Raw genomic sequence first — 17,557 nt, 5'->3', positions numbered from 1 at the left:
CGCTGGCAGCCCGACGACCTCCAAGCCGTTGCACACGCCCTCAACACCAGGCCTCGGAAGACCCTCGGTTGGAGGACACCCTCCGAAGCCCTCAATGAACACCTACTCTTGACTCAAGAAGCCAGTGTTGCAACGACTGATTGAGTCCGGGCTGCGATCCGGCATCGGAGTGGTGGATCAACTCCCGTGCGGTAACGGGGTTTCCGGCCCGATCACGCTGCCACAGCCCCATTTCCAGTGCGGACAGCACCAGCGGAGTCTGCTTGTTCGTCGCCGCGGACCAGCCGACGATCCGGCGGGAGAAGGTGTCGACGACGAAGGCGGCGTAGACGGTGCCGGACCAGGTGGCCACGTAGGTGAAGTCCGCGACCCATACCCGGTTGGGAGCACTGGCCACGAACCGCCGGCTGAGCCGGTCCGGAGCCCGCTCGGCCTCCCTGTCCGCCACCGTGGTGACGACCTTCCTCCCGCGCACCGCCCCGGCCAGACCCTCGGCCTTCATCAGCCGCTCGACGGTGCACCGGGCCACCTGATGGCCCTGGCGCTTGAGCTCGGCCCAGATCTTGCGGGCCCCGTAGACCCTGTAGTTGTCCTGGTAGACGCGGACGATCAGCGGCGCCAGTTCCGTGTCCCGCAGGGCACGGGCCGACACGGGACGTTTCTTGTACGCGTAATAGGTGGACGGGTGGATGCTGCAGTCGTGCTCGGTGAGCGTCCTGCAGATCGGCTCGACTCCGCCGAAGCGGTCCCGGTGCTCGTCGATGAACGCTACGAGCGTGTATGTGGCCGGTCGAGCTCGGCCGCGAAGAAACTTGCCGCAGCCTTCAGGATCTCGTTCGCCCGCTTCAGCTCGGCGACCTCCTTCCTGAGGGCCTTGAGCTGCACGGATTCCTCAGTCGTGATCCCGGTCCGGGCACCGGCGTCGACCTCGGCCTGCCGAACCCAGTTCCGCAGGGATTCCGGCCCGATGCCGAGCTTCGCGCCGATCGACCGGATCGCCGCGGACTCCGTCTTGTACTGATCGCGAGTCTCCAGGACCAGACGCACGGCCCGCTCCTTGAGCTCCTTCGGGTATTGCTTCGCCATAACGGACTCGATCCTTCCAAAAGATCGAGCCTCGATCAAACCCGGAACGGTTCAGTTCGGCGTCGTATTGATCGGCGTCGAAGTGAAAGATCGGAGGGCGCACCTCATCGACGGGCACCTGCCAGTCGGACCACTCCACGATCCCGCCGTGACGCTGTACGAACACGGACAGGTAGCCACAGCATCCGCCCGTGCACTCGGGCTCACCCAGCACTACACGTCGTCCCTCGACGGTTGCCCAGAGGGGACCCTGGCCATCGGCCGGCAATGCCTCCTCGGCAAACGGGCCGCGGCCTCCCTCTCCGATCGAGGCCGCGACCACTTCCTCGCCATCGATCTGGAAAGACAGTTGGGCAGCCCATCGGGAGCCTGGTGGCAACACACTGATCTCAAGCCGATTGAACACCCAAGAACCCTACGGGAGTACGGAGACGCCAGGGTCGCGCTGTCGGACATGTTCTCCGCGTCGGCCGCCTCCGGTATCGGACGGAAGGTGCCAGGAGCTTGGCCTGAGGTCGCACGGTGACTGAGCGCAGACAGGTCGGGTGAGCGCCGGAAAGCGCTGGTCACCGGGGTATCCAGCGTTCAGGAGCGTGCCCACCCGGAGGAATTCCCTGGCGCGTTGGTCACGCCGTTGGTCACGGAGGCGGTAGGTGGCCCACAGAGAGGCTGGTCAAGGGACCGTGTGTTGGAAGCGACGACCGGGGCCGCCACCCCCGGCTGTACCCAGTTGAAGAGGCCCCCTGACCTGGAAGTTTGCCGTCTAGGTGCCGGTTCCTGACTTCCGACTGTCTCGGCGTGTTTCCAGGTGATTCTGTCTGCTTCTGGGCGCTGTTGGCCACGCGTTGGTCATGCGATGCGCCCAGCCCTTCCGGCGCCCGGGCAGGCCGTTCACGTGGCCACGGATGCCAGCCGCTGATGTGCGTACGAGCGCAGGTCCTGAACGGCGGTTTCGCCCTTGTGGGGCTCGAGTGACTCCCGCAGGGTGCCGCGCACCAGGTCGAGGCAACGTGAAGCACCTGTGCCCAAAGCGGTGTCCAGAGCTGTCCGAGTGTCCGCCACGGCGGCGGCGACGTCGTGGTCGGCGAGCGCCGCGTGGGCTCGATAGGTGAGCATGATGGCGCGGGTTCTCTCCCGTTCGGGAACCAGCAAGCCCAGTCCCTCCTCCAACGCGGCGGTGGCTCGCCGTGGGTCTTCCAGGTCCAGCCAGCAGCGCCCCGCGTCAGCGGCGAGGTCGGCGGATGACATCCAGGACACCCACGGGGGTGCGGATTGTGCTCTGCCACGCTCCAGTTGGTGTTCGGCGTCGTTTAGTGCGCGGGCGGTGCCTACATCGTCCTGGAGGACCGCGAGGGCGCGAGCCCGGCGTACATCCAGCAGGGAGCGGGCGGTCGCGTGGCGGGTTCGGGTACGGGCCAGGGCGAGGATCTCGACCGCCTCACCGGGATGGCCGAGCCAAGTGGCGGAGTAGGCGAGGTCGGAGAGGACTCCGGCTCCGAGGTCGCGGTCGTCGGCGCTGTGGGCTGAGTGCAGGGCCGTGCGCCAGTGGCGCTGCGCCGAGGCGTGGCGGCCTTGGTCGAAGTGGAGCCAGGCGGCGCTCTGGGCAGCCTGGGCCAGGACGGTACGCAGGCGACGGTCGATGGTTTCGTCGTAGCGGGCTGAGTCGAGCAGGCTGATGGTGACGCGCATGGCCGCGCCGAGGAGGTCGGCACACTCCTGAGGGGATGTGTTCGCGAGGCCAGGGAGACGTTCGACGCTGCTCTCCAGCCAGGTGAGCAAGCTTTCGTCGACGCGGCGCCCGGCCAGAGCCCCGGCCAGGCGTTCGGGTTCGACGGGAGCCCATTCGGTTGCCATACCGACTAAGGATCCGGCGGCGAGGGCGAGGAAGGTACGGCGGTCAGGCTGGTCGAGATCCACCAATAACTCCGTGTGGGCGGCGCGGGCGCCGGCCGGGCTGAAGGGGAAGGGGCGATCGAAGGCGGGGAGCCACCAGGGCCATGGCACAGTCCGCAATCGGGCGGAATCGATGCCCAGAAGGTCGGCCAGCAGCTCCTGATAGAGGTCGCTGGGAGCGCCTACCCGCCTGTGCTCCCACCGATAGATGCGACTGCGGTCGGCAGCGCTGCGAAGACCGCGACGTTGCGCCGCCAGATTCAGGTGACGGGCGAGCCTTTCCATGCTCCACCCGCGCTGTTGGCGCACGTAAGTCAGGGGATGTCGTACCGCTTCAGTCGTCATGCACACCCCCCGACTCTGGTGTCTGTACGGCACCGTAGCGACCGGATTCACAGAACGGGACCACATCGGGGATACAGACTTCGATGGGGTGTGCGGCCCACCGTGGGGGCAGCTCGGCGACGTTCCGGGCATCTCTCGACGGCCTGCTGACATCGGCTCCCTGCGTGATGTGCCGGGCCGCCACTCTTCCGGGAGGCGTGCATGAAACACGTACTCGTCACAGGAGGTGCGGGCTTCATCGGCTCGCACTTCGTCAAGCGGATCATCCAGACTGAGGACGTCGCCCGTGTGACCGTCCTCGACACCCTCACCTACGCCGGTCACGTCGAGAACCTGGGCATGGCGTTCTTGTCAGACAAGCTCCGGTTCGTCCATGGTGACATCCGAGACGCGACTGCCGTCGACAACTTGATGGGGTCCGGTCCCACAGCAGTGGTGCATTTCGCGGCCGAGTCCCATGTCGATCGCTCCCATGACGCGGCCGACGGGTTTCTCTCCACGAATGTTCTCGGTACCCGGGTGCTTGTCGACGCGGCTCACCGACACGGCATTGCCAAATTCGTCCACGTCTCGACCGACGAGGTCTACGGCCCGTTGCCGAAGGGAGCAGCGACCGAGGCTTCACCCATGCGCCCCTCGGTCCCGTACGCGGTGTCGAAGGCGGCCGCCGACCTGGTAGCCCTGGGTGCTCACCAGACCCTTGGGCTCCCGCTGTGTGTAACTCGCAGCAGCAACAACTACGGGCCCTACCAGTACCCGGAAAAGATCATCCCGCTCTTCGTGACCCGGCTCTTGCGAGGAGCGCCCGTCACTCTCCACGACCGGGGGCAGCACGTACGTAACTGGCTGCACGTAGAAGACCACTGTGCCGGGATCGAAGCGGTGCTGCGTGGTGGGGAGCCGGGGGAGATCTACAACCTCGGTGGAGGCACTGACCTGTCCAGCAAGGAGCTGACCGGCCACCTGCTGAACATCTGCGGCGCGACGTGGGACGCGGTCACGTACATCCCCGACCGACCGTCGAACGACGTCCGCTACTCGATCGACTGGTCCAAGGCTCGCAACCAACTCGGGTACCGGCCGACTCGCGGCCTGGAGGATGGGCTGGCTGAAACCGCCGAGTGGTACCGCCGCAACCCCGACCGGTGGGCCCCGCTCGCGAGCGGCGGTCTGCGGCGCACCGCTCCGGCCTTCCGCCCCGCGCTCGCGCCTCCGGAGGGCGACCGTGCCTGCTGACCCGATCGCACCGCGCCGGATCCTGGTCACCGGTACGGGAGCCAACCCCGGCTTTGGGCTGGCCCGGAGCCTTACCCGCCTCGGCCACCGAGTCATCGCCGCCGACGCCAACCCTCTTGCCCCAGGCTTCCTGCTCCCACAAGTCGTGCCTCAGGTCATTCCGACAGCTGACGACCAGGACTACCGGGCCCGCATGACCGGGCTGTGCCGGGCGCTGGCGGTAGACGCGGTGGTACCCGCCATCGAGAACGATCTTCCGCCGCTGCTGCGCATGAGTTCTCGGCTGGAGGAGATCGGTGTGCGTATGTGGCTGCCCGAACCTTCATCGGTACACACATGCATCGACAAGGCAGCCTTTCATCGTGTGCTCACCGAGCAGGGGGTGCCAACTCCTCGGTCATGGTGGGGCGACACCCTCGACCGGGTCCCCGGGAACACACAGTTGGTGGTAAAGCCCCGGCGCGGCCACGGCGCCCAGCACGTCCACTTCGTCGAGAGGAAGGAGCACGCCCTGCTGCTGAGCGAGGTGATCCCTGACGCCATGGTGCAGGAGCGGTTGTACGGAACCGAGTTCACGGCAGACTGCCTGGTGGACCGCACCGGCCGAGCGTCGGCGATCCTGCGCCGCCGGGACCTGGTGAAGGCCGGACTCGCCGCAGTCTCCACCACCTTCCGCGACACCATCGTGCTCGATCTCGTACTGGCCGCCCTACGTGCTGTACGCGCCGAGGGCCTGTGCTGTGTACAAGGTTTCGTCCAGGCAGACGGGCAGGTCACCATCACCGAACTGAACGTCCGGATCGCCGGCGGGTTCCCGCTGACCGAGGCGGCCGGAGCCGACCTGGTCGGCCAAATGGTCAACGGACTGTTCGGCCTCCCGGTCGACCATGACCGCCTGGCCTACCGGACAGGAGTGTTCCTGACCAACTACGTCGAGACGTTGGCCGTCGGTGAGACGGCCGACCTGAAGCGCATCGCCATGAACGGGGCAACCACATGAGCCTGACCATCCCCGACGCCCGGCGCAACGCGTCCCCGTACCTCTACGGACGAGAAGCAGCGTCTGTCGCCCGCGTCCTGGAGGCCGGCCAGTACGGACACACTGACCTCACCGCCGAATTCGAGAGGCGGGTCGCCGCGTACCTCGGCGTACCCGACGTGGTGGCCGTCAGTTCCGGTACCGCTGCCCTGCACAGTGCCCTGCTGGCCACAGGCATCGGCCTTGGCGACGAGGTGATCGTGCCGTCCATGACGTTCTGCGCCACTGTGCAGGCCATCCGGGCTGTAGGAGCCGCCCCGCGGTTCATCGACGTAGACCCGGCGACGTTGTGCGTCACCCCGCAACTCGTCATGGACGCAGTCACTGATGACACGGCCGCCGTACTGCCGGTGCTCTTCGGTGGCCGTGCCGTCGACCTCAGCTCCATTCGCGAGGATCTGGCTGAACGGGGCATCGTGGTCATCGAGGACGCCGCCCACGCCTTCGGCTCTCACTGCGGACCCAAACACGTCGGCGCCGACGACACAGCCCTGACGTGTCTTTCCTTCGGGCCGGTCAAGAATCTGACGTGTGGCCAAGGCGGGGCTGTCATCCCTCGTACGCCCGAGGAGGCCGCCGCTGTCCGTCGACTCCGCATGCTGGGCGTTACTCAGTCCCAGAGCGAGCGCGCCGAGACGACCAGCTACCGAGTGGAAGGCTTCGGCTTGCGGTATCAGCTCTCGTCCATCAACGCCGCCATCGGGCTGGCGCAGTTCGACCATTTCGACGCCACCGTGCGCTCCCGGCGGCATTTGTGGCGCACCTACAGAGACGCCCTGGACGCGCTGGAGGGGGTGACGCTCGTCGCTGTCGACCTCGGCCACACGGTGCCGCACCTGTGTCAGGTACGCGTGCCGCACCGGGACCACGTATTCGCCCACCTACGGGCGAGGAACATCGGCGTCGGCGTTCACTACCCGCCCAACCACCTTCAGCCCGCCTTCGCACGCTGGACGCGTGACCTGCCCGCCACCGAACGGACCGGCCGTGAAATCCTGAGCCTGCCCTTCCATCAGCACCTCACCGAGGCAGATGTCCACCGAGTGGTGATCGCCCTCGGACAGGCTCTCAAGGCTACGGGCGGCTCATGATGTCGAAGCTGCTCGTTGTGTGTCTGGGGAACTACTGCCGTAGCCCCTTCGCTCAGCTTGCTCTCGCTCGACGGGGTGGACCACGTATGGCCGTTCGCTCAGCCGGACTGATCGGCAAGTGGCAGGACCAGTCGGCTCATTCCGCCATGATCAACGCCGCCCGGCGGCTGGGCTATGACCTCACCGCCCACCGTGCTCAGCAGACCAGCCTGGACATGTTGGATTGGGCGGACACGGTACTCGCCATGGACGCCTCCGTTCTCGCCACCCTCCGGGCCGTCTGCGGTCCGGAGAACGAGAACAAACTGCGTCTCTACCTCGGCGACCGGGACGTGCCCGACCCGATGGGCCAGGGTGACGCTGCGTTCCATGAGTGCGCTGTGCTCATTGAAGCTGGCACCGCCCTCCATACAGGTGGACGGATTACGTAGCCCACTGCGGGCGAAGCTGTTACTGGGACGCTGCGGACAGGATCACATCCACGAGCTTGTCCGCAGCGTCCGGGCGGCCGTGCGCCCTGGCCGCCGCTGCCATCGTGGCCCGGCGCGCCGGATCGTCGAAGAGCGGCCCGACCGCCTCGCGCAGGTGCCCGCCGGTGACGTCGCCGAGGAGGGCGATCGCCGCCCCGGACTCCCCCAGGTGGCGGGCGTTGTGGGCCTGTTCGTTCCCGGCCGCCGTGGCGAGCGGGATGAATACGGCGGGCTTGCCGAGGGCGGTCAGCTCCGCCAGGGTGCCCGCACCGCTGCGGGAGATCACGAGATCGGCCAGGGCCAGGACGTCCGGCAGCTCCGGTCCGACGAACGGAGTGAGGTGGTACCGGGCGACAAGGGAGGCCGGAAGTACTGCGGCGCGTGCGGACAGTGCCTCCTGGTGGGCCGGACCGCACTGGTGCACCACGTTGGCGCGCTCCAGCAGCCACGGCAGTTCGCCGCCGACCACGTCGTTGATCTGCTGCGACCCCTGCGCCCCGCCGGTGACGTACACCGTCGGAAGACGCCGGTCGAACGCGTGCAGACCCAGTGCCGTCACTGCCTTGTCCGGGTGGCCGGTCAGGACCTCCGGTCGTACGGGGTTGCCGGTGACGACCGCCGCCGGTCGCACGCTCTCCGGCAGGAGCGGCAGGGTCGACTCCGAGGACACGGCGATCCGCGCGGCGGAGCCTGCCAGCTTGCGGTTGGCGAGGCCGAGGCGCACGGTCTGCTCGTGCAGAACCAGCGGGACCCGGCACATCCTGGCGGCGAGGCCGGCGGGCACCGCTACGTAGCCGCCCGTCGCGAGGACGACATCGGGCCTGAAGTCGGAGACCGCCTTCCGTGCCTGGGCGACCCCGAGCGGCACACGTGCCATGTCCCGGACGTTGGCCGGCGAGACCATCTTCAGGGGGTTCGCGTGACGTCGGATCTTTCCCGTGGCGACGGTGGTGAACGGAATGCCCTCCGCGCTGGTGACCCGGGCTTCCAGGCCCTCCGCCGTTCCGATCCACAGAACGTCGAGCGTGCGGCCGGAAGCGGCCAGGCGTGCCTGCAAGGTGCGGATCGCGGTGAGGGCGGGGTACGTGTGACCGCCGGTGCCACCGCCCGTCACGATCAGGCGGAAGACAGACGTCTGCTGAGGCGCGGTGTTCACGCTGGGCACTCTAGTGGCTGCTGTCCGGTGATCGTTCGCCATGGTTCTCGGCGTCGGAGACGCCTGGGTCGCGCTGTCGGACATGCACTCCGCGTCGGCGGCCTCCGGTGCCGAACGGAAGTGCCAGGAGCTTGTCCTGAGGTCACGCGGTGACTGAGCGCAGACAGGTCAGGTGAGCGCCGGAAAGCGCTGGTCACCGGGGTATCCAGCGTTCAGGAGCGTGCCCACCAGGAGGAACTCCCTGGCGTGTTGGTCACGCCGTTGGTCACGGAGGCGGTAGGTGGCCCAAGAGAGACTGGTCAAGGGAGCGCGTGTTGGAAGCGACGACCGGGGCCGCCACCCCCCACAGGAGAGGCCCCGGCCGTCTTCCACGGGGTCGCAGCACGACCCCGTACTCATCTCAGCGCCATGACCGCGTTTTCTGTCACACCGTCGGCCGGCCGAGGAATTGTTGCGGGTTGTACAAGTCATGGACGTGGCCCCCGCCGAGCACGTAGCGTGCTGGTTCGCGCAGGGTTGCGCAGCAGTTGACCAGCTGCGATTGAGGACGGCAGAGCGGGTTGAGGGAGTGCTGGGGGACGACGCGGAGCTGACCGCCGCGGTGCTCGCGGCACAGGACGGGGACGAGGACGCCTTCCGTGCTGTGTACCGCGCGGTGCAGCCAAGGCTGTTGGGCTACATACGGACGCTGGTCGGGGAGCCGGACGCCGAGGACGTGGCGTCCGAGGCGTGGCTGCAGATAGCGCGCGACCTCGACCGCTTCAGCGGTGACGCCGACCGGTTCCGGGGCTGGGCCGCCCGGATCGCGCGCAACCGCTCGCTGGACCATCTGCGGATGCGCAGCCGCCGCCCCGCGATCGGCGGCGACGAGGCCGAGCTGACCGCGCGGGCCGCCGAGTCCGACACCGCGGGCGACGCCATCGAGGCGCTGGACACCGACCGCACCATGTCCCTCATCGCCCAACTGCCGCAGGACCAGGCCGAGGCCGTCGTGCTCCGGGTGGTCGTCGGGCTCGACGCGAAGAGCGCGGCGCAGACCCTGGGCAAGCGGCCCGGCGCCGTACGCACCGCCGCTCATCGAGGCCTCAAGCGACTGGCCGAACTCCTCGGCTCGGAGCATCCCGGGGCGGACGGGGCCTCCGTGGAAGGCGCCCCGGCCCCGGACCCGGCGCAGGGTGTCGACGGCGGCGCGGGTCAGGGGGCGGGCGATCGCGCCGGGCTCGGCGCCGTGCCCGCGCAGCGCCCCGGGCGGGGCGGTCCGGCGGCACCCGCCGGGGTCACTCCCGGTGTGACGCATTCGCGACCCTGGACGCAGAAGGACATGTGATGGCCGACGAGCACTACGAGTGGCTTGACAGGGAAGCGGCGGAGAGATTGCTCCGCGGCGAACCGGTCGTCCCCGTCGGCGACGAGGCCCGCACCGACGCCTTCCGGCTGGCCGAAGCCCTCGGCGCGGCCCGTGCGGGGATGCGGCCCCCGGCAGGCGAACTCCCCGGCGAGGACGCGGTCCTCGCCGCGTTCCGGCGGGCCGGCCACGGCAGCGGCAAGGGAGTGAACCGGCTCGCCGGCCTCTTCGCCGGCGGCGCCGTCCCCGGCCGACCCGGTCTGCTGCCCGCCGTCCACATCGGCTCCGCCCCCGACACCCCGGCCCGCCGCCCGCGCTGGAGCCGGCCGGTCCGCTTCGGCCTGGTCGCCTCGCTCGCGGGCTGTGCGCTCGGCGGGGTCGCGGTCGCCGCCGGCACCGGCGTGTTCACCGGAACGTTCGGCGGACCGGGCTCGCCCGCGCCGGCCACCTCCGTATCGTCCGCCGTGACCCCGGGGCCGCTGATCTCGGGCGGGCCCGCCGCCGACCCGTCGTCCCCGGCGGATCCGTTCTCGCCCGACGAGCCGGAGGAGCCTTCCTCGTCCGCGACCTGGGAGTCCGACGGGCCGGGGCACCCCGACGGCGCGCGAACCAGTGACACCGGCCGGGAGCCCGGCGAGGACCGCCCGGGCAGCCGGGACCAGCCGGGCGGCGACGGCCATGGGAAGAAGTCCGGGGGCGGTGACGGCCGGGACCGGAAGCCCGGCGGCTCCGGAGACGACAAGGCGACCGGGAAGTGGTACAAGCAGTCCGTCAAGGCCTGCAAGGCCTTCCGCGACGACAGTCTGGACGACCGGAGCCGACGGCAGTTGATCCGGCTGGCGAAGGGCGAGAAGAACCTGGAGCGCTTCTGTGACCGTCTCCTCGACGGGAGCGACGGGAGCGACGGGAGCGACGGGAGCGACGGGAGCGACGGAGACGGCGGCTCCGGTGGTGGCGGTGACGACGACGATGACGACGACGGTCAGAGCGGGCCGGGCGACGGCGACAGCGGCTCGCTGCCGCCGGTCTCCTTCCACCCCGTACCGCGCTCCGGAGCGGCCCAGAAGACGAGGGCCGGGACGGACACCGAGGTCCCGCCGCTCCCGAAGAGCTCCGGAGTGACCTCCGCACGCACCCGTTGATGACCTGAACCTCCCGCTGACCTGCGGTTCCAGGCGCATCGAGGCCGTAGGTGTGACGTTTTCCGGAGGCCGGGCGCAGTACAGAGTGAGCCGACTGGTCATCGGCCGCGCAACGAGCCGGGGTTCCCCCCGTACCTTCGGCTCAGCGCATCGGCGCGGGCGGGACACGTTCCCCCGGTCCCGCCCGCGCCCTCTCCTCCCTCGTGCTGGGCGTACGCCGGATCACCGGTACCGGACCACCCGTAGGCCCGGACACCCGTAAGTCCGGACGCCCGTAAGTCCGGAGCACCCGTACCGGATCACCAGTAGATGACGACCTTGTCGCCGTCCTTCACCTGCTCGAACAGTGCCGCGACCTTCTTCTTGTCCCGCACGTTGACGCAGCCGTGCGAGGCGCCGCCGTACCCGTCGGCCGCGAAGTCGGCGGAGTAGTGCACCGCTTGGCCGCCGCTGAAGAACAGGGCGTACGGCATCGGGGTGTCGTAGAGCGTCGACACATGGTCCCGGGACTTCCAGAACACCTCGAACACGCCCTCCCGGGTGGGCGTGTACTCCGAGCCGAAGCGCACGTCCATCGCGGAGAGGACCTTGCCGTCGTTCATCCACGCCAGGGTCCGGCTCTTCTTGCTGATGCACAGGACCCGGCCCTCCATGCACCGTTCGTCCGGCGCGGCCACCGGCCGCTCGGTCGGCGGGTCCAGCTCGGCGGACGTCGGCACCCGGGTCATGGCCAGCAACCGCTGCCAGGTGACCGCGTCGGTGCTTCCCGTGACCGGCAGCCGCCGCTTGGCCTGAAAGGACCGTACGGAGTCGGCGGTGACGGAGCCGTAGTAGCCGGTGGGGTTGCGCCCGAAGTGGCCGATCTGGCGGAGCCGGGCCTGGAGTTCCCGCACCCGGTCGCTCTCGGAACCCGTACGCATCAGGACGCGCGGCGGCGGTGCGGTGCTCGGTTCCGGGGCCGGCCGGGCCGTCGTGGTCGGGGCCGGGGCCGGGGCGGCGGTGGACGCCGACGGGCTGGGCAGCGGTGCGGTGCTCGGCTTCGCGTCCTCGGCAGCGGGGGTGGTGGGGGAGAGGGTCGGCGCGGCGGCCTGCGTGGCCCGCACCGGCGGCGGCACCTCCTGCGCCCCCTCGGCGGTCCCGGGCTCGCATCCCGTCGCGAGGGCGGCCAGCGCGACGAGGGAGGCGGCGGCGACGCGACGCCCCTGAGGCCTTCCGCCCGCACGCCGTTCGGCGGTCGCGCCCGGCCCCGGTCCGGGTGTCGCTTCCGACGCCCGTGTCCCGCCCGTGTCGCTCGCTCCCGGGCCGTCCCACCCGCTGTTCGTGTCCGTCATGCTCGGTCCCCCTGGATCACCCGGCCCGGCGCCTCCCGTACGGAAATCCCGTCCGGCCCGGTCACCGAATCCTCCGTCGGACGTCAGCCGCGCGTCCAGCCCCCCGAGGGGTTGCCCAATGGATCATGGCCGGGTCCGGCCCGCCGGACGCACCGAATCCCGCACGGCGCCGGACGGACGCTGTCGCCTGGTGAAACCCCCTGGACGGCGACTCGTACGGACGTGCGAGACTCCGTCCATGCTGGGTGTCACCGATCTTCCGACGTATCTCGCCGGTCTGGCGCTGATCGTTCTTCTGCCGGGGCCGAACTCGCTGTACGTGCTCTCCGTCGCCGCCCGGCGCGGGGTGCGCACCGGCTATACGGCCGCCGCGGGTGTCTGGACCGGGGACGCCATCTTGATGACGCTCTCCGCGCTCGGCGCCGCGTCGCTCCTCCAGACCACGCCCCTGCTCTTCGCGATCGTCAAGTACGCGGGCGCGGCCTATCTGACCTGGATGGCCGTCGGGATGCTGCGGGCGGCCGTGTCCCTGTGGCGCGAGCGGCACCGGCGTACCGCCGAGCTGGTGGAGTCGGCCGAGACGGCCGAGACGGTCGGGACCCCCGGGGCGACGGTGACGGCCCCCGTGGAGAGGCCCTACCGCCGGGCACTGGTGGTCAGCCTGATCAACCCGAAGGCGATCCTGTTTCTGATCTCCTTCTTCGTCCAGTTCGTTGACCCGGGCTATGCCTATCCGGCGCTGTCGTTCCTGGTGCTGGGCACGCTGCTCCAGCTCGCCAGCTTCGCGTACCTCTCGGTGCTGATCTTCGGCGGCACCCGCCTGGCCGCCGCCTTCGGCCGCCGTAAGCGACTGTCGGCGGGGGCCACTTCGGCGGCGGGCGTCCTGTTCCTCGGGTTCGCGGCCAAACTCTCGCTGAGCAGCGTGTAGCTCCGGCGCTCCGGCGCTCCGGCGCTCCGCCGTAACGCCGTAACGCCGTAACGCCGTAACGCCGTAACGCCGTAACGCCGTAACGCCGTAACGCCGTAACGCCGTAACGCCGTAACGGCCCTCAGTGTTGCCAGGCCTTTCCCCCGACGTTGTGGATCATGCGTTGCAGCACCTTGAGCGCGGCGACGAACTCCGCCTCGGGGATGCCCTCGTGGATCTCCGCGCTCGCCCGCGAGACCCGGGTGTACGCCTGCTCGCGCAGTGCCCGCCCCTCGGGGGTGATGCGCAGCCGGGACCCGGAGTCCTCGGTGACCAGCCCCCGTTCGAGGAGGCTCTCCACGGCTTCCTCCATACCGTCCACGCCGTCCGCCCCGGTGTGGAGGTACCCGCTGAGCATGGTGACCAGCTCGGCCCGGCCCCGCCCCTCCTCGTCCGCCCCGTCCAGTTGGTTGAGCACCCACCAGGGAGGCTGGGTGAGTCCGTGCTCGGCCAGCGCGGACCGGATGTGGGTGACCGTCGCCTCGTGCGCGGCCCAGCTCCAGTAGCCGATCGGCTGGCGTGCGAGTCCCGCGTCGTCGTGTGAGTAGTTCATGCCTCAGAACGTAGAACCTCAAGCTAAGTTGCGGTCAAGCCCTCCTTGTCGGGCGCTCTCCGGCGCACGTGCCCGGTCATACGGCGGACGCGCAGAGTTCACCCGCTGTCGTGACGGGCGTCACCCGATCCTTCCGCCGTCTCACTAGGTTGTCGGGACCATGATCGAAGGCGAGGGCACGCGTGCCGAAACTGTCCGTTGTCGTACCGCTCCACAATGTCGCGGCCTACGCACCGACCACACTGGGCAGCCTGGCCCGCAACGCGGACCCGGACATCGAGTTCCTGCTGGTCGATGACGCGTCCACCGACGGCACGCAGGACATCGTCGACCACTGGGCCGAGCGGCTGCCGCGCGCCCGGGTGATCCGGCACGGTACGAATGTCGGCATCGCGGCCGCCCGCAACAGCGGCATCGACGCCGCCGAGGGCGACTACCTCACCTTCCTCGACGGCGACGACTGGTACGCCCCCGGCCACCTGGACCGGCTGGTGCGCGCCGCCCAGGACCTCGACTGCGACTTCGCCCGCACCGACCACGTCCAGTCCACCGGCACCACCCGCGTCGTGCGGCGCGCCCCCGCGCCCCTCCGGGACACCCTGCTCGACCCCCGCGACGGGATCGGGGTGCCCGAGCGCGAGACCATGGTCGACTACCCGTTCGTCTGGGCCGGGATCTACCACCGGCGGCTCTTCGCGGAGGGCGCCCAGCGCTTCGCCACCGAACTGCGCACCGCCGAGGACCGGCTGTGGGTCTGGCAGCTCCATCTGCGCGCCCGCAGCTACGCGGCGCTCGGGCTGTACGGCGTCTTCTACCGGCGCGGGGTCACCACCTCCCTGACCCAGATCAAGGACGCCCGCCAGCTCGACTTCTTCCCCGCCTACGACACGCTGCTCGACCAGTTGCGCACGGACCGGGACGCGAAGACCCTGCTGCCCAAGGCCGTCCGCACCTACTGCGCGATGATCGCCTTCCACAACGAGAAGGCCGACGACTACGAGCCCGCCACCGCCCGGCGGCTGCGCTCCGAGTCGGCCGCCGCACTGCACCGGATGCCGCAGGACGTGCTCGACCGCACCCTGACGATGATCGACGACAAGCGTGGCACGCTCCTGGGCCGTCTGCGCACCAAGCAGAAGGCCGCCTGACCGATGCCCGTACCCACGCCCGTTCCCACCTCTGTACCCACGCCCGTACCCACCTCCGTGCGTACGCCCGTGCGCACCCAGATCTTCCAGGTGTCCACGTTGTACGGGGCGGCCACCCTCGCCGCCGCGCTCGACGCCGGACAGTTCGGCCGGGCCCTCGACAGCCACCGCGTCCTGCTGGTCTCCAACAACGCGGCCGTCCCCGAGACCGCCCCGCGCCTGGAGGAGATGCGCGGTTACGGCTCCCTCGCCACCCGCTTCGACGCCGTCGTCGACTGGAACGAGGCGATCAGCCCGCACCACCCCAGCGGCTGGGGCCCGCGCTCCGAGGAGACCGTCCTGTGGCAGCGGGCCTTCCGCCTGGCCTGGGACATCGCCCCCGACACCCCCGTCGACCTGGCCGTGGAGTCCATCCAGGTCAACCCGGGCCGCGCGCTCGCCGCGATCTTCTCCGAGAGCGCCGTGCACGTCTACGCCGACGGCCTGATGAGCTACGGCCCCACCCGCAACCGACTGCCCCGGTCCATCGCCTGCCGCATCCGGCGCGTCCTCCACCTCGACCTGGTCACCGGGCTGCGCCCGCTCCTCCTCGCCGAGGCCGGCGTCGCACCCGAACTCGTCCCCGACGACGCCTTCCGAGCCGTACTCTCCGAGATCGCCGCCGCGGCCGAGGGGGACAAGGAGCTCGCCGCCGCCGAGGCCGCCGCCCCCACGGCGATGCTGCTCGGCCAGTACCTGGCGGCCCTCACCATCCTCACCCCGGAGGAGGAAGAGGACCTGCACGTGCGGATGTTGCGCGGAGCCGCCCGCGCCGGACACACCTCCATCCTCTTCAAGCCGCACCCCACCGCCCCGGCAAGCTACTCCCGCGCCCTGGACGAGGCCGCCGCCGAGGCCGGCGTACGGCTCACCACCCTGGACGGTCCGCTGCTCGCGGAGACGCTGTACGAGCGGTGCGCGCCCACCCTGGTCGTCGGCTGCTTCTCCACCGCGATGTTCACCGCCGCCGCCTACTACGGCATCCCCGTCGCCCGCGTCGGCACCCGCCTGGTCCTCGACCGCATCACCCCGTACGAGAACAGCAACCGCGTCCCGCTGACGATCACCGACCACCTCGTGCCCGACCTGGAAGCGCCGGGCGCCGGGGCCGTACCCCTGCTGCCGCGCACCGCGCCGGACACCCTCGCCCCGCTGGTACGGGCCGTCGGCTACTGCATGCAGGCCAAGCTCAACCCCGGGCTGCGCCCCGACGCCGAGGCCTGGCTGCGGGAGCACCTCGACCCCACCACCCAGCACTACTTCAAGCGCCGCCGCCTACAGAGCCTCACCCTGCCCGGCGGTGGCGGCCCCCGGGGAGCGGCGGTCCGGCTGCGCCGCACCGTACGGCGCACCCGCGGCACCCTGGGCCTCTGACCCGGGACCACGCCGCCCGCCCCACCGGCCGGGCGTGACACCGTGCCGCCCGCGTGACGCACCCCACCTCTGTGGCCCGTAACCACCCATCGCGCCCCGCCGACTCACTGAGGCCCTGAGCACCATGCCGACCAGACCCCCCGCCTCCGCCCCCGCCTCCGCCCCCGCCTCCGCCCCCGCCTCCGCCCCCGCCTCCGCCCCCGCCTCCGCCCCCGCCTCCGCCTCCGCCCCCGCCTCCGCCCCCGCCTCCGCCTCCGGCTCCGTCCCCGCCCCGGCTCCTACGGTCCCGGAGACGCCTCGTCCCGTCCGCGAGCACCGCTACGACATCGACCTGATCCGGCTGCTCTGCTCGGTCGGCGTGATCGGCCTCCACGCCGGATCGGCCTTCGTCAACGCTGTGGGCCGGACGGCCTCGCAGGGGAGCGGCACCTACTGGGCCGGGCTGACCGCCGATTCCGTCGGCCGTTTCGCCGTGCCCCTCTTCTTCGCCATCGCCGGCTGGGTGGTCCTGGTCGGGGCCCCGCCGAAGGACGGCGCACGGCTGCGGCGGCGCGTCGTGCGGATCGTGGTGCCCCTCGCCGTCTGGACGGCGCTCTACCTCGCCTGGGGCAGGCTGCGCGGAACCAACGACGACCCGGTGGCCGGGTCGGCGCTGGACTCCGTGTTCGCCTCGGTCCGCCCCGCGTACCACCTCTGGTACCTCTACGCCTACCTTCCCGTGATCATGGTCCTGGGGCTGGTGGTGCTGATCAGGTCGGGCAAGCGGCCGTGGGGCCTCGGCGCGGTCCTGCTGGTCCTGGCGTCCGCGCCGTCGCTCCTCGGTGACCTGGCCGAGGTCACCGGCCGTGAACTGCCGCGCTTCGGCTGGGGGTTCGCGCCGTATCAGCTGACCTACGCGGTGCTCGGGGCGCTGCTGCTCGCCGCCCCGGCCGGTACGTTCGGCCGGCGGAGGCTTCCGTGGGTGCTGCTAGCGGCGGCCGGACTGGCCGGGGTGATCGCGTACCAGCACGAGGTGCACTACGCGATCCCGTACGCCCACGTCCTGGTGGCCCTGTTCAGCTGCGGCGTCCTGATCTCCCTGCACGGCCTGCGCGTTCCGGAGCGGATGCGTCCGGCGCTGACCCGGCTGGCCGACGCGTCGTTCGGGGCCTACCTGGTGCACGTACTCGTGCTCGGCGTCCTCACCGACGCCTTCGTCCGGGCGGACCTGAGCGGCCCGGCCGCCGCCGCGCTCGTGGCCGGGGTCACGGTGGCCACGACGGCCCTGTCGTTCGGCGCGGCCCTACTGTGGGGCCGTGCCGGGGCGGCCAAGGCGCTGGGCTGAGCGCCCCGCGCGGCCGGC

16 protein-coding genes and 1 pseudogene are annotated in these 17,557 nt (G+C 70.5%); 11 read left to right on the top strand and 6 right to left on the bottom strand.

Annotated features, from left to right (window positions below; genetic code table 11):
• Positions 1-144 (top strand): annotated as a pseudogene (locus tag ACZ60Q_RS33270) (IS30 family transposase); the annotation flags it as partial.
• Here ACZ60Q_RS33270 and ACZ60Q_RS33265 read toward each other — a convergent pair.
• From ACZ60Q_RS33265 to ACZ60Q_RS33255, 3 genes are all read right to left on the bottom strand, one after another.
• Entirely contained in the window at positions 92-763 is a 672-nt protein-coding gene (locus tag ACZ60Q_RS33265; RefSeq protein ID WP_469641299.1) for an IS3 family transposase, read from the bottom strand. The pseudogene ACZ60Q_RS33270 and the gene ACZ60Q_RS33265 sit on opposite strands and share 53 nt — an antisense overlap.
• A gap of 5 nt (positions 764-768) precedes the next feature.
• On the bottom strand, positions 769-1,086 hold the full coding sequence (locus tag ACZ60Q_RS33260; protein WP_469641292.1) for a transposase: 318 nt from the start codon (positions 1,084-1,086) through the stop codon (positions 769-771).
• An 891-nt stretch (positions 1,087-1,977) separates the two neighbouring features.
• A complete protein-coding gene (locus ACZ60Q_RS33255) occupies positions 1,978-2,940 on the bottom strand; it encodes an XRE family transcriptional regulator (protein ID WP_469641291.1) in 963 nt (320 codons plus the stop codon).
• A gap of 585 nt (positions 2,941-3,525) precedes the next feature.
• On the opposite strand from ACZ60Q_RS33255, the gene ACZ60Q_RS33250 reads away from it, so the two are divergent.
• Genes ACZ60Q_RS33250 through ACZ60Q_RS33235 form a run of 4 tightly spaced genes read left to right on the top strand, consistent with a single transcriptional unit; the run spans position 3,526 to position 7,121 of the window.
• Positions 3,526-4,560 (top strand): dTDP-glucose 4,6-dehydratase, encoded by a 1,035-nt coding sequence (locus ACZ60Q_RS33250; protein WP_469641290.1) that lies wholly within the window; start codon positions 3,526-3,528, stop codon positions 4,558-4,560.
• On the top strand, positions 4,550-5,560 hold the full coding sequence (locus ACZ60Q_RS33245) for an ATP-grasp domain-containing protein (protein ID WP_469641289.1): 1,011 nt from the start codon (positions 4,550-4,552) through the stop codon (positions 5,558-5,560). The genes ACZ60Q_RS33250 and ACZ60Q_RS33245 overlap by 11 nt, the downstream gene beginning before the upstream one ends.
• Positions 5,557-6,690: a DegT/DnrJ/EryC1/StrS family aminotransferase gene (locus ACZ60Q_RS33240; protein ID WP_469641288.1), complete on the top strand. Its 1,134-nt coding sequence runs from the start codon at positions 5,557-5,559 to the stop codon at positions 6,688-6,690. The genes ACZ60Q_RS33245 and ACZ60Q_RS33240 overlap by 4 nt, the downstream gene beginning before the upstream one ends.
• Complete coding sequence (locus tag ACZ60Q_RS33235; protein ID WP_469641287.1) at positions 6,687-7,121, top strand: arsenate reductase/protein-tyrosine-phosphatase family protein; 435 nt, start codon at positions 6,687-6,689, stop codon at positions 7,119-7,121. The genes ACZ60Q_RS33240 and ACZ60Q_RS33235 overlap by 4 nt, the downstream gene beginning before the upstream one ends.
• Before the next feature lie 19 nt (positions 7,122-7,140).
• Here ACZ60Q_RS33235 and ACZ60Q_RS33230 read toward each other — a convergent pair whose 3' ends face one another.
• Entirely contained in the window at positions 7,141-8,316 is a 1,176-nt protein-coding gene (locus tag ACZ60Q_RS33230; protein ID WP_469641286.1) for a UDP-N-acetylglucosamine--N-acetylmuramyl-(pentapeptide) pyrophosphoryl-undecaprenol N-acetylglucosamine transferase, read from the bottom strand.
• A gap of 568 nt (positions 8,317-8,884) precedes the next feature.
• On the opposite strand from ACZ60Q_RS33230, the gene ACZ60Q_RS33225 reads away from it, so the two are divergent.
• Positions 8,885-9,643, top strand: a complete 759-nt coding sequence (locus ACZ60Q_RS33225) for an RNA polymerase sigma factor (RefSeq protein WP_469641285.1) — start codon at positions 8,885-8,887, stop codon at positions 9,641-9,643.
• Entirely contained in the window at positions 9,643-10,803 is a 1,161-nt protein-coding gene (locus tag ACZ60Q_RS33220) for a hypothetical protein (RefSeq protein WP_469641284.1), read from the top strand. The genes ACZ60Q_RS33225 and ACZ60Q_RS33220 overlap by 1 nt, the downstream gene beginning before the upstream one ends.
• Positions 10,804-11,102: 299 nt before the next feature.
• On the opposite strand, the gene ACZ60Q_RS33215 is transcribed toward ACZ60Q_RS33220, so the two are convergent.
• Complete coding sequence (locus ACZ60Q_RS33215) at positions 11,103-12,134, bottom strand: L,D-transpeptidase family protein (protein WP_469641283.1); 1,032 nt, start codon at positions 12,132-12,134, stop codon at positions 11,103-11,105.
• A 238-nt stretch (positions 12,135-12,372) separates the two neighbouring features.
• Here ACZ60Q_RS33215 and leuE point away from each other — a divergent pair, with 238 nt between their 5' ends.
• Complete coding sequence (gene leuE / locus ACZ60Q_RS33210; protein WP_469641282.1) at positions 12,373-13,062, top strand: leucine efflux protein LeuE; 690 nt, start codon at positions 12,373-12,375, stop codon at positions 13,060-13,062.
• 121 nt (positions 13,063-13,183) lie between these two features.
• Here leuE and ACZ60Q_RS33205 read toward each other — a convergent pair whose 3' ends face one another.
• Positions 13,184-13,654, bottom strand: coding sequence for a MarR family winged helix-turn-helix transcriptional regulator (locus ACZ60Q_RS33205; RefSeq protein ID WP_469641281.1), 471 nt, complete (start codon positions 13,652-13,654; stop codon positions 13,184-13,186).
• 182 nt (positions 13,655-13,836) lie between these two features.
• Between ACZ60Q_RS33205 and ACZ60Q_RS33200 the strand changes: the two genes are divergently transcribed.
• The 3 genes from ACZ60Q_RS33200 (at position 13,837) to ACZ60Q_RS33190 (ending at position 17,539) form a co-directional block, all read left to right on the top strand.
• On the top strand, positions 13,837-14,802 hold the full coding sequence (locus ACZ60Q_RS33200) for a glycosyltransferase family 2 protein (RefSeq protein WP_469641280.1): 966 nt from the start codon (positions 13,837-13,839) through the stop codon (positions 14,800-14,802).
• Positions 14,803-14,805: 3 nt separating this feature from the next.
• The gene (locus ACZ60Q_RS33195; RefSeq protein WP_469641279.1) at positions 14,806-16,215 is read left to right on the top strand and encodes a polysialyltransferase family glycosyltransferase; all 1,410 of its coding nucleotides are present in this window, start codon (positions 14,806-14,808) and stop codon (positions 16,213-16,215) included.
• A 124-nt stretch (positions 16,216-16,339) separates the two neighbouring features.
• The gene (locus tag ACZ60Q_RS33190) at positions 16,340-17,539 is read left to right on the top strand and encodes an acyltransferase (RefSeq protein ID WP_469641278.1); all 1,200 of its coding nucleotides are present in this window, start codon (positions 16,340-16,342) and stop codon (positions 17,537-17,539) included.
• Positions 17,540-17,557 lie beyond the last annotated feature (18 nt).

The sequence above is a fragment of the Streptomyces sp. NPDC104313 genome, assembly GCF_055583985.1.
Note: the sequence above shows the minus strand (reverse complement) of the source record. Positions and strands in the feature narration are given on the sequence as shown.

Coding starts and splice junctions, on each gene's coding strand:
- leuE (WP_469641282.1), top strand. CDS start 12,373: ATGCTGGGTGTCACCGATCTTCCGACGTATCTCGCCGGTCTGGCGCTG.
- ACZ60Q_RS33215 (WP_469641283.1), bottom strand. CDS start 12,134: ATGACGGACACGAACAGCGGGTGGGACGGCCCGGGAGCGAGCGACACG.
- ACZ60Q_RS33190 (WP_469641278.1), top strand. CDS start 16,340: ATGCCGACCAGACCCCCCGCCTCCGCCCCCGCCTCCGCCCCCGCCTCC.
- ACZ60Q_RS33220 (WP_469641284.1), top strand. CDS start 9,643: ATGGCCGACGAGCACTACGAGTGGCTTGACAGGGAAGCGGCGGAGAGA.
- ACZ60Q_RS33255 (WP_469641291.1), bottom strand. CDS start 2,940: ATGGCAACCGAATGGGCTCCCGTCGAACCCGAACGCCTGGCCGGGGCT.
- ACZ60Q_RS33260 (WP_469641292.1), bottom strand. CDS start 1,086: ATGGCGAAGCAATACCCGAAGGAGCTCAAGGAGCGGGCCGTGCGTCTG.
- ACZ60Q_RS33205 (WP_469641281.1), bottom strand. CDS start 13,654: ATGAACTACTCACACGACGACGCGGGACTCGCACGCCAGCCGATCGGC.
- ACZ60Q_RS33195 (WP_469641279.1), top strand. CDS start 14,806: ATGCCCGTACCCACGCCCGTTCCCACCTCTGTACCCACGCCCGTACCC.
- ACZ60Q_RS33235 (WP_469641287.1), top strand. CDS start 6,687: ATGATGTCGAAGCTGCTCGTTGTGTGTCTGGGGAACTACTGCCGTAGC.
- ACZ60Q_RS33250 (WP_469641290.1), top strand. CDS start 3,526: ATGAAACACGTACTCGTCACAGGAGGTGCGGGCTTCATCGGCTCGCAC.
- ACZ60Q_RS33240 (WP_469641288.1), top strand. CDS start 5,557: ATGAGCCTGACCATCCCCGACGCCCGGCGCAACGCGTCCCCGTACCTC.